Origin of the sequence: Streptomyces phaeoluteigriseus (assembly GCF_001896135.2) — a bacterium.
Classification (GTDB): domain Bacteria; phylum Actinomycetota; class Actinomycetes; order Streptomycetales; family Streptomycetaceae; genus Streptomyces; species Streptomyces phaeoluteigriseus.
This window is the reverse complement of the sequence record NZ_MPOH02000015.1, coordinates 417,421-427,279: the sequence shown is the minus strand read 5'-3', so window position 1 is coordinate 427,279 and position 9,859 is coordinate 417,421. Positions and strand designations below refer to the sequence as shown.

Sequence of the window (9,859 nt, the reverse complement as noted above, 5' to 3'; positions counted from 1 at the left end):
CACCCTCGCGGACCGCCCCGACGCCACCGTCGTCCGTCACGCCGACACCGTCGCCAAGGCCCACGCCCCGGACACGGACCCCGCCGCCCTCACCCCCCGCCTCCGCCACGGCCGTCCACCTCCCCGACCGTCCTCCTGCCCCCGCTCACCCCGACCCCCACCGTCCTGGACGCCCGTCTCGTCACCTTCTGGCCGTACGGCACCCCCGTGGACCCGGAGGACCCGGACGCCGCCCCCTGGGAAGCCGCGGGCGGCCTCCTCGCCCGCCTGCACCGGACCCCCGCGCCGACCCCGCTCCCTCCGATGCGAGGACCCGCCAAGGCGGCCGGCGCCGTGGCCCGCCTGCGCGAAGCAGGCCCCCGTCCCGCTGTCGGTGCCGTCCTGCGCGCCTGGAGCCACCTCCCCGCCTGGGCCCGCGCCGAGGCCCCGATGCCGGACACCACGACCCTCTGCCACGGCGACCTCCACCTCGGCCAGTTGGTCCGCCACCCCGCCCCCGACGGCCCGTGGCGCCTCATCGACGTGGACGACCTCGGCGTCGGCGTCCCCGCCTGGGACCTGGCCCGCCCCGCCGCCTGGTACGCCTGCGGTCTGCTCCCGCCCGACGAGTGGACCCGTTTCCTGACCGCCTACCGGGATGCGGGCGGCCCCGCAGTCCCCGCCGACGGGGACCCCTGGCCCGCCCTCGACGTCCCGGCCCGCGCCCTCACCGTCCAGACCGCGGCGCGCGCCCTGACCAAGGCCCTCGCCCAGGGCAGGGATCTGGACGAGGTGGAGCGGGCTCTGACCGACGCCTGTGCCCGAATGAGTTCCGCACCTGCGCAGTTGGGGCCGAGCCCGGCGAAGTAGGGTGCAACCGACCGCAGCGGGACAGAGTCTGTCCTGGTGATACGCGAAGCAGGACCGACCGGCGAGGAGTTGAGCCGAACCATGCAGTGTCCGAAGTGCCACGCCCCGATGCACACGTACAACCGCAACGGCGTCCAGATCGAGCAGTGCAGCAACTGCAGGGGGATCTTCCTCGACTACGGGGAGCTGGAGGCGCTGACCCGCGTGGAGTCCCAGTGGACCCAGCAGGCCCCGCCGCCCCCGCCCACCCCGCAGGGGTACCCGGCCGCTCCCGTGCCGCCGGCTCCCGCCTGGGGCGCCCCGCAGGGTGGTCACGGCGGCCACCCCGGTCACGGGGGTCACTACGGCAACAAGCGTCACAAGAGCTTCGGACACATGCTCTTCTCCAGCTGACCCGGCGCCGCACGAAGAAGCCCCCGACCGCGCTGGCGGCCGGGGGCTCCGGTGTGTGGACGATACTGGGATTGAACCAGTGACCTCTTCCGTGTCAGGGAAGCGCTCTCCCGCTGAGCTAATCGTCCTCGGGGTGATCACGACCCGGGGGCCGCGGATGCTGCGTGCGCGATACTGGGATTGAACCAGTGACCTCTTCCGTGTCAGGGAAGCGCTCTCCCGCTGAGCTAATCGCGCGGGGGATCCGAAGATCCAGTGGACGATACTGGGATTGAACCAGTGACCTCTTCCGTGTCAGGGAAGCGCTCTCCCGCTGAGCTAATCGTCCTTGGAGGTGGAGACGGGATTTGAACCCGTGTAGACGGCTTTGCAGGCCGTTGCCTCGCCTCTCGGCCACTCCACCAGGAGTGTAGGGGACCGTGAAGTCCCCTTCTTCCTTCGAGCGGACGACGAGGCTCGAACTCGCGACCTCAACCTTGGCAAGGTTGCGCTCTACCAACTGAGCTACGTCCGCCTATCGTTTCGGCCCGCTCTCGCGGCCCGGCGACGAGTTGAACTCTAGCGGATTCCGGGGCCAGCACAAAAACGCGTTTGTGCAGCGTGCTGCGCTGTGTTCCACCGAGTACCTGCTCAGGCCCCTGCCAGGACGTCCCCAGGTCGCCCCCGCGACACCCGCCCTAGACTCGACATCGTGCTCGACCTCCCTCCCCTCGCCCGCTTCGGCGACCGTGTCGCCACCGGCCTCCTCGATGTCACGGAAGACCCCTCCGCCCTCGATTCCACGGGTTTCTGGGCCGTTTCCGCCGATTTCGAGGGCCGTCTGGTCTGCGCCCGCTTCGCCGACGTACGAGTGGAGCCGGTGCCCGCGCCGGCGCCGGGGCAGTGGCGCGGGCCCTCGACCGGTGACTGGACGTCGTCCCTCGATCACACTGCGTACACGGCGGGAGTGCGCCGGATCCGTGAGCACATCGCGTCCGGCGAGGTGTATCAGGCGAACCTGTGCCGGGTCCTGTCCGCGCCGCTGCCCTCCGGAGCCGACGTGGACGCCCTGACGGCCCTGCTCGCCCGCGGCAACCCGGCGCCGTACGCCGGAACGATTCGGCTGCCCGGGCACGGGGTCGAGATCGCCACCGCGTCCCCGGAGCTGTTCCTGCGGCGGGACGGGCGGACGGTGGAGTCCGGGCCGATCAAGGGGACCGGCCGGACCGAGGCGGACCTTCTGGAGAAGGACTACGCCGAGAACGTGATGATCGTGGACCTGGTCCGCAACGACATCGGGCGGGTCTGCGCCACCGGCAGTGTGACCGTGCCCGACCTGTGCGCCGTGGAGAAGCACCCGGGCCTCGTCCACCTCGTGTCCACGGTCCGCGGCGAGCTGCGCAAGGACGCCGGCTGGCCCGAGCTGCTCGACGCGGCGTTCCCGCCGGGCTCGGTCACCGGCGCCCCCAAGTCCAGCGCCCTGCGGATCATCGACGAGGTGGAGACGGCGCCGCGCGGTCCGTACTGCGGCGGCATCGGCTGGGTCGACGCCGACCGCGGCACCGGCGAGCTGGCCGTCGGCATACGCACCTTCTGGATCGACCGTGCGGCAGGCGTCCTGCGCTTCGGCACCGGGGCCGGCATCACCTGGGGCTCCGACCCCGAGGCGGAGTGGCGGGAGACCGAACTGAAGGCGTCCCGACTGCTCGCGGTAGCGTCGGGAGCGTACGAGGTGAGTGGAGAGGGACTGACGTGAAGATCTGGCTCGACGGCGGGCTGCAGGACATGGAATCCGCCCGTGTCTCCGTCCTCGACCACGGGCTGACCGTGGGCGACGGCGTGTTCGAGACCGTGAAGGCGGTGGACGGCAGGACGTTCGCGCTCACCCGTCACCTCGACCGGTTGACCCGCTCCGCGCGCGGCCTCGGCCTGCCCGAGCCCGACCACGCCGAGGTCCGCCGCGCCTGCGCGGCCGTCCTGGACGCGAACCCCATGCCGCTCGGCCGGCTGCGCATCACCTACACCGGTGGCCGAGGCCCCCTCGGCTCCGACCGCGGCGAGCACGGGCCGACCCTGGTCGTCGCCCTCGGCGACACCAGCCGCCGCCCCGACTCCACGGCCACGATCACGGTCCCCTGGACCCGCAACGAACGCGGCGCACTCACCGGCCTGAAGACGACGTCGTACGCCGAGAACGTCGTCGCCCTGGCCCGCGCCCATCGACACGGCGCCTCCGAGGCGCTGTTCGGCAACACGGTCGGGCAGCTCTGCGAGGGCACCGGGTCGAACGTCTTCGTCGTCCTGGACGGCGAGATCCACACTCCGCCGCTCGCCTCCGGCTGCCTCGCGGGCATCACCCGCGAGTTGACCGTCGACTGGACCGGCGCGAAGGAGACCGACCTCCCGCTGGACGTGCTGGAGCGCGCCGACGAGGTCTTCCTCACCTCCACCCTGCGGGACGTCCAGGCCGTGCACCGCGTCGACGACCGCGAACTGCCGGGCACGGCCGGACCGGTGACCGCCAAGGCGATGCGGATCTTCGCCGAACGGGCGGGCGACGACCTCGATCCGTAGAGTCCGCGCCGACCCTGCTCCATGGGTCCGCGCCGACCTGCTCCGTGGGGGCCGCGCCGACCTGCTCCGGGACACCTCCGCTCGGCGCGGACCGTTTTTATTCGGCTGACCTGAGGTGTGGCAGCGGGTAGAACACCGGTGATGACCACGACCCTGCGGCCGACCGAGCCGCTCCAGCGCACCGCCGACGGGGCGTTGTCCCGCCACTTCCAGGTGTGCGTGAACAGCCGCCCCGTGGGCGCGGTCCACCTCTCGACCCATCCCGACTTCGGTCCGAGGGTCGCCCGCGTCGACGATCTGCGCGTCGAGGAGGCGGACCGCAGGCGTGGCCGGGGCGCGGTGGCCGCGCTCGCCGCCGAGGAGGTGGCGCGCGGCTGGGGCTGCCGGAGGATCGAGATCCGGGTCCCCGCCGACGCCGAGGCCGCCCTGCGCCTGGCCCACGCGCTGGGATACGTCCACCGCAACCGCGGATTGCGGAAGTCCCTCGGCTCCGTCCCGCCCGAACTGCCCGCCGGCAGCCGGGCCAGACCCATGACCGAGGCCGAGTTCGGGCCGTGGAACCGGCGGGGAGTCGTGGAGTACGCGCGGGACTGGATCGACCGCGGGGTTCCCGAGGAGGAGGCGTGGGCCAAGGCGCGGCGGGACAGCCGACTGCCGCGGGGCGTGCACACCGAGGACATGCTGTTCACCGTCCTGGAGCACGAGGGCAGCCGGGTCGGCACGCTGTGGATGTCCTTCGCGGAAGACAAGGCGTTCGTCTTCGACGTCGAGACCGACGAGCCCTTCCGCGGCCGGGGCCACGGCCGCACCCTGATGCTGCTGGCCGAGGCCCAGTCGATCGCCGCCGGCAAAACGGTCATCGGCCTCAACGTCTTCGCCGGCAACACTCCCGCCGAGCGCCTCTACGACTCGCTCGGCTACGTGCCGGAGGGGTACTCCCTGTACAAACCGTTGCTCTGAGCCGCTCAGCCCAGCTCGGCCAGCAACCGGTCCGCGATCTCCTCGACGCGCGCCCGGAGCCCGTCCTGGCTCTTGCCGCCGTCGAGACGCTCGCCGCCGATGACGTACGTCGGGGTGCCGGTGACGCCGATCGCCTTGCCCTCGGCCTGGTCCGCGTCGACGATCAGGATGTGCCGCCCGTCGATGAGCGCCGTGTCGAACTCCTCGGCGTCCAGCCCCAGTTCCCGCGCCACCTCGACCAGGAAGGGTTCGCCCCTACGGTCCAGCTCCTCGACCCGCCCCAGCACCGCCTCGACGTACGGCCATCCCTGCCCCTGTTCCACGGCCTCCTCGACGGCCTGGGCCGCGGCGAAGGAGTGCCGGTGCTTCTCCAGCGGGAAGTGCCGCAGCCGCAGCTCCAGCCGGTCGCCGTACCGCTCACGCAGGGCGCGCAGGTCAGCCAGGGCGGTACGGCAGTCCGGGCACTGGAGCTCGCACCAGACATCGAGGACGACGGCGGGACGGGCGGGATCGGGCGCCGGGACGGCCGCGGGGGAGGAGTCGCTCATGCCCCCAGTCTTCCAGCCCCCGTCCCGGCCCCCCAATCCGGGACGTCCCGCACCGCCCGTACGACGACCACCGGCACCTTCGGAGGAGCTGACCCGGAGATGTCCCTGATGTCCGGCTGAATCATGGCCCGTGGGCACCTCGCAGGTGCAGGATGGAGGGGACGAAGCGCCGCTGCGCCGCGGCGCTGAGCCGTACTGCACCTGCCCGCGTGTGCCTGTCTGGAGGACCGGATGATTGCCGAGACCGTGTGTTCCGCCGTGGCCGCGGCCGGCCTGGGCATCGCGGCCGTGACGGCGTACCGCAAGCGCTTCCTGGCGGCCGCCCGGATCGTGGCCTATGCGCTGGTGCCCCTCGGCCTGGTCATGACCGGAGTCGTCGAGTGGGCCGCGGACACCGCGTTCAGCCCCACGGCCTGGGCCGGCTTCGCCGTGCTGGGCGGCGCGTGGGCGCTCTTCGCTACGACCCGCGCGGTGGAGCGCCGCAGGGGCGGCGGCACCCGCAAGGAGCGCAGGGCGGCGGCGCGCTCCGCAGAGGCCGGAGCCGTGGCACCGACCGCGTCGGCCCCCTCCCTGGGAGAGGCGTCCGGCCCGCCTCCCGCCCCGCCGCCGCGCCGCGGGCGACGCCCTCGGACGACTTCAGCGACATCGAGGCCATCCTCAAGAAGCACGGCATATGAGGCGGTGCCGACGGTCGGCGACGGCCCCGGCGCCGACGGCGCGTCACCGCGGCTGAGAGGCGTTTGCGCGGCGTGATCCCGCCCCAGGGGGAAACGACACAGTCGGGCCGCCCGCGCGCGGAAGCGATCAAGGTTGGAAACCGACATCACGGAATTCGGCGAAGTACCGCTCAATCCGGGCGGGCTGATCGCGTGGGGTGCGCCACCTGAGTCATCATCGCCCGCGAGATGCTGGACACGACACAGAGCGACGCCGCGGCCCCTCAGAACGAACCGCGCGGATGCCTCTTCGCCCTTTCCCAGCCACCGCTGATGATCTTCCTAGCGGTGATCGGGTGTCTGCTGCTCATGGCCTCGCTGCACGACCTGCTGCTGCTCTGAGCCGTACCCGCGGTCCCCGGCGTCACCCGCCGGGGCCGCGTCGGCATCGAAGAACGGGCCCACGGGCCCTCAGCCCGCGGCCTCCTTGCGGCGCGCCCGGTAGGCGGCCACGTGCAGGCGGTTGCCGCAGGTGCGGCTGTCGCAGTACCGGCGCGAACGGTTGCGGGAGAGATCGACGAAGGCGCGTCGGCAGTCCGGAGCCTCGCAGCGCCGCAGCCGCTCCTGCTCCCCGGCCACCACGAAGAAGGCCAGAGCCATCCCGCAGTCGGCCGCGAGGTGGTCCGCGATCGAGGCGCCGGGGGCGAAGTAGTGGACATGCCAGTCGTAGCCGTCGTGGTCGGTGAGCCGGGGCGTGGTTCCCGCGGCGGCGACCAGCTCGTTGATGAGCGAGGCGGCGGCGCGGGGGTCCGACGCGGCGAAGATCCGCGCGAACCGCCCCCGGACCTTGCGCACCGCGGACAGGTCGAACTCGGAGAGCACACCGACATCACTGATTTCGTGTTTTCGTACGAAAACCTCGAGGGTGGCGACATCTGGCAGCGCGTCCGGGGTGGTGTCGTCCTCCGGTGCGGTGTTCACCAGATCCACCACGGCGTCGAGCGCACACCGGGTGTCGTGGGTGATCAGCACGTTTCGCTCCCTGGCCTGGAGGGTCGGGCGGGCGCCCGCCGATGCTGGCCGATGGTAGCCGTACCGAGCCGTCGTGCCACGGCCGATCGGGGCACGGGTTCACGCCGCCCTGCCGCCGAGGCCGGGGGAGGAGGGCGACGGGCGACGGGCGACGGGCCAGGCGCGGCGCACACGCGACGCCGCACCACGGAGAACCGTGACGCGGCGCCGGCGCATAGCCTGTGCGGTTGTGGTCCGGGCCCGAGCCGTCTCCCCGAGTGGACGGCGCCGGGCGGCTGAGTGGGAGCCCCCTGCCTAGCTTTCCGCCAGGATGTGCGAGAGCTCTTGATCGAGATCGAAGTGACGGTGCTCCGTGCCCGGGGGCACAGCCGCGTCCGTTCGCTTCAGGAAGGATTCCAAGGCCCGCGCCGGGGCCTCGAGCAGGGCCTCTCCCTCCGGAGAGCTCAGGGCGATGCAGACGACGCCCTGACCGTGGCTGCGCGACGGCCAGACTCGGACGTCGCCGGTGCCCGTGGGCCGGTGCAGGCCCTCCGCGAGGAGATCGCGGGCGAACACCCACTCGACGGTTTCCTCAGCTCCGGTGTGGAAGGTGGCGTGCACGGCGTAGGGGTCGGCCGTGTCGTACCGCAGGCCTGCGGGGACAGGCAGGGATGACTCGCTCGACACAACGAGGCGCAGGTGCAGCTCGCAGCTGACCGTGGTGTTCATAAGCGCCAGGGCCTTTCGCTCAGTGTGCGCTCGGGGATTCGCACGTCGGCGAAATCGACATGCCACCTACGGTGCCGTTGTAAACCCCTCTGCGTGTTTTGCGTGTGTTTACGTAACTCTTCCGGCCGAGGGAGCGTTCGTGAAGTACCACCATTACGGTGACTCGAATCTCTCGGGTAGGGTTTGGCCGTATGAATACGGGGAGTCACGAGCCGGGCGAGGTAGCCATGGCGGCGAGCGACGCGAAGTCGGACAGGGCGTCGGACCAGCAGGAACAGGCCCTCGGTTCCCGGGCTCCGGCGTTCATCCAAGCCCGCCGGATCCTGCATCTGAGCTGGCAGGTCGGCATTTTCGTCGTCGGCCTCGCGGTCGTGGTCGCCGGCATCATCATGCTGCCGCTGCCCGGCCCCGGCTGGGTCGTGATCTTCGGCGGCATGGCGATCTGGGCGACCGAGTTCGTCTGGGCCCAGTTGGTCCTGCGCTGGACCAAGCGCAAGGTCACCGAGGCGGCGCAGCGCGCCCTGGACCCGAAGGTCAGGCGCCGCAACATCATCCTGACCGCGATCGGACTCGTGATCATCGCGGCCATCATGGTCTTCTACGTGTGGAAGTTCGGCCTCGTGATGCCCTGGAAGATCGAGGACCAGTGAGCCGCCGCGGGGGTGCGGGGGTGGCCTGACCTGGTCACAGCGACCCGCTGACATGGGGTAATGTACTTCCTGCGCCCGGGCGATTAGCTCAGTGGGAGAGCGCTTCGTTCACACCGAAGAGGTCACTGGTTCGAACCCAGTATCGCCCACCCGGACCGACGGCCATCCGCCATATCGCGGATGGCGTCGGCGTTCGCGCTGGTCGGGGCGCTCTCCGTGTCCGGTGGGCGGACCGCCGGTGCCGCATGGTGGTCGCTGTCGCTGTCGCTGTCGCTGTCGCTGTCGCTGTCGCTGTCGCTGTGGCACTGGCTGTCACTGTCACTGTGGGTGGCGATCGGGAGCGCCGGGTTGTGCGGCCTGAGGTTCTCGGCCAGGGGGGCGGGCCGGGGCGGCTTGTGTCCGGGTCGGGTTCAGGAACTGGTCGGCTGGTCCTGGGCGGAGTAGGGGTGTGGGGCATTCGGGCTGGTCGTCGCGGCTGGTGGCCGGCGTGTTCTCGCCGGGGCGCCGCCTCGGATCGTGGGGGCTGGGGGGCCGGTACGCGATGACCCGCGCTGCCGGGTGGACTCGGCCGGGGGCGCCGTGTCCTGTGCGGCGCCCAGGACGCGGTCGACGGCCGCGTAGAGTCCCGCGGCTGCCCGGAGGTGCCCCTAGGCGCGGACGCCAGGTGTCAGGTCCGCTGCGGGGCCGTGCGGGGCTGGACGCGTGGCCGCTGCTCGGCTCCGCCGCAAGGGAACGAGGGTCGGGTCGACTGCACCGTTCGACGCTCTGACGGCACGGCCGGCATCCCGGCGAGCTGGGCCGAAGTTCGGCCGCGCGTGAAGCGCCCAGGCGGCGGCGGGCTGGGATTCGGCAGTCCGCATCTGCGGCGCGATGCCATGTCCCACGCCAGGACGTGGACTACGGCCGAGGCGGACGTGGACGCCCTCGGACTCCGGCGGTCAGCGCCGAGCGGGGCGTCAGTGAGCTGGACGCCGAAGCGCCCCTGCCGCGTGAGCGACGTGGTTGCGGTGGGTGGTGACTCCCGCGGGAGTTGCTGGACCCTGAGCCGGACACTGGCCCCTGGCCATGCGGGTCCACCTGGCACCCGGTGTGAGCTGGGGTGATGGTCGGAGCCGTGCGGTGGGTGCCCGACAGTCGGCGGGGAGCTGGCCGCCGTAGGGTCCGCCCGCGTCGGCACCGTGTCGACTGCCCGCTCGCGGGGCTGGCAGAGCGGGTTGCCGCTGCCGTTCGGCTCCGCGTAGGGCGGGGGATTCCGGGCCGGCCCAGGAGTGCTGACGCGTTGGTGGCGGGCCTGGTTCCCGGCGTGAGCCGGGCGATGGTCGGCGCGTGTGGTTGGCGGCGAGCCGGCCGCCGTAGGCCCCGTGCGGGTCTGCGTCCAGCCCGCCAGCCCGCCAGCCCGCCAGCCAGTCAGTCAGTCAGTCAGACCGCCCGCCCGCACACCTGTGCCTCCGCCCTCCGCCAGAGCCCCTGGCCCCCCGGGCCACCGCCGCCTGACCACCCACCGAGCCCG

Annotated in this window: 10 protein-coding genes, 6 tRNA genes and 2 pseudogenes; 10 read left to right on the top strand and 8 right to left on the bottom strand. The window is 72.0% G+C overall.

Annotation, left to right across the window (positions count from 1 at the left end; genetic code table 11):
• Both BM536_RS19810 and BM536_RS19805 read left to right on the top strand, forming a co-directional pair.
• Nucleotides 1-849: pseudogene (locus tag BM536_RS19810) on the top strand (phosphotransferase family protein); the annotation flags it as partial.
• An 81-nt stretch (nt 850-930) separates the two neighbouring features.
• The gene (locus BM536_RS19805) at nt 931-1,242 is read left to right on the top strand and encodes a TFIIB-type zinc ribbon-containing protein (RefSeq protein WP_073498866.1); all 312 of its coding nucleotides are present in this window, start codon (nt 931-933) and stop codon (nt 1,240-1,242) included.
• Nucleotides 1,243-1,298: 56 nt separating this feature from the next.
• Here BM536_RS19805 and BM536_RS19800 read toward each other — a convergent pair.
• The 5 genes from BM536_RS19800 to BM536_RS19780 form a co-directional block, all read right to left on the bottom strand.
• A tRNA-Val gene (locus tag BM536_RS19800) sits at nt 1,299-1,370 on the bottom strand.
• A 37-nt stretch (nt 1,371-1,407) separates the two neighbouring features.
• Nucleotides 1,408-1,479 (bottom strand) — tRNA-Val (locus tag BM536_RS19795).
• A gap of 19 nt (nt 1,480-1,498) precedes the next feature.
• Nucleotides 1,499-1,570 (bottom strand) — tRNA-Val (locus BM536_RS19790).
• Nucleotide 1,571: 1 nt separating this feature from the next.
• A tRNA-Cys gene (locus BM536_RS19785) sits at nt 1,572-1,645 on the bottom strand.
• Nucleotides 1,646-1,683: 38 nt separating this feature from the next.
• Nucleotides 1,684-1,756 (bottom strand) — tRNA-Gly (locus BM536_RS19780).
• Nucleotides 1,757-1,933: 177 nt separating this feature from the next.
• On the opposite strand from BM536_RS19780, the gene BM536_RS19775 reads away from it, so the two are divergent.
• The 3 genes from BM536_RS19775 (at nt 1,934) to BM536_RS19765 (ending at nt 4,755) form a co-directional block, all read left to right on the top strand.
• Complete coding sequence (locus tag BM536_RS19775) at nt 1,934-2,977, top strand: chorismate-binding protein (RefSeq protein ID WP_094103276.1); 1,044 nt, start codon at nt 1,934-1,936, stop codon at nt 2,975-2,977.
• Complete coding sequence (locus tag BM536_RS19770; protein WP_073498868.1) at nt 2,974-3,795, top strand: aminotransferase class IV; 822 nt, start codon at nt 2,974-2,976, stop codon at nt 3,793-3,795. Before BM536_RS19775 ends, BM536_RS19770 begins: the two co-directional genes overlap by 4 nt.
• Before the next feature lie 141 nt (nt 3,796-3,936).
• On the top strand, nt 3,937-4,755 hold the full coding sequence (locus BM536_RS19765) for a GNAT family N-acetyltransferase (RefSeq protein ID WP_211362912.1): 819 nt from the start codon (nt 3,937-3,939) through the stop codon (nt 4,753-4,755).
• 5 nt (nt 4,756-4,760) lie between these two features.
• Here the strand turns inward: BM536_RS19765 and BM536_RS19760 are convergent, their stop codons facing one another.
• Complete coding sequence (locus BM536_RS19760) at nt 4,761-5,303, bottom strand: DsbA family protein (protein ID WP_211362911.1); 543 nt, start codon at nt 5,301-5,303, stop codon at nt 4,761-4,763.
• A gap of 231 nt (nt 5,304-5,534) precedes the next feature.
• Between BM536_RS19760 and BM536_RS19755 the strand changes: the two are divergent.
• Both BM536_RS19755 and BM536_RS41305 read left to right on the top strand, forming a co-directional pair.
• A pseudogene (locus BM536_RS19755) lies at nt 5,535-5,980 on the top strand (hypothetical protein).
• Between the two features lie 228 nt (nt 5,981-6,208).
• On the top strand, nt 6,209-6,361 hold the full coding sequence (locus BM536_RS41305) for a hypothetical protein (protein WP_170109935.1): 153 nt from the start codon (nt 6,209-6,211) through the stop codon (nt 6,359-6,361).
• Nucleotides 6,362-6,430: 69 nt separating this feature from the next.
• Here the strand turns inward: BM536_RS41305 and BM536_RS19750 are convergent, their stop codons facing one another.
• Nucleotides 6,431-6,991, bottom strand: a complete 561-nt coding sequence (locus BM536_RS19750) for a CGNR zinc finger domain-containing protein (protein WP_073498874.1) — start codon at nt 6,989-6,991, stop codon at nt 6,431-6,433.
• Nucleotides 6,992-7,285: 294 nt separating this feature from the next.
• Nucleotides 7,286-7,699 carry an SsgA family sporulation/cell division regulator gene (locus BM536_RS19745; protein WP_004002642.1) on the bottom strand — a complete coding sequence of 138 codons (414 nt, stop codon included), beginning with the start codon at nt 7,697-7,699 and terminating at the stop codon, nt 7,286-7,288.
• Between the two features lie 191 nt (nt 7,700-7,890).
• On the opposite strand from BM536_RS19745, the gene BM536_RS19740 reads away from it, so the two are divergent.
• The 3 genes from BM536_RS19740 (at nt 7,891) to BM536_RS41780 (ending at nt 8,793) form a co-directional block, all read left to right on the top strand.
• Complete coding sequence (locus BM536_RS19740; protein WP_073498876.1) at nt 7,891-8,349, top strand: TIGR02611 family protein; 459 nt, start codon at nt 7,891-7,893, stop codon at nt 8,347-8,349.
• A 77-nt stretch (nt 8,350-8,426) separates the two neighbouring features.
• Nucleotides 8,427-8,498: transfer RNA gene (locus BM536_RS19735), tRNA-Val, on the top strand.
• A gap of 31 nt (nt 8,499-8,529) precedes the next feature.
• A complete protein-coding gene (locus tag BM536_RS41780; RefSeq protein WP_073498878.1) occupies nt 8,530-8,793 on the top strand; it encodes a hypothetical protein in 264 nt (87 codons plus the stop codon).
• Nucleotides 8,794-9,859 lie beyond the last annotated feature (1,066 nt).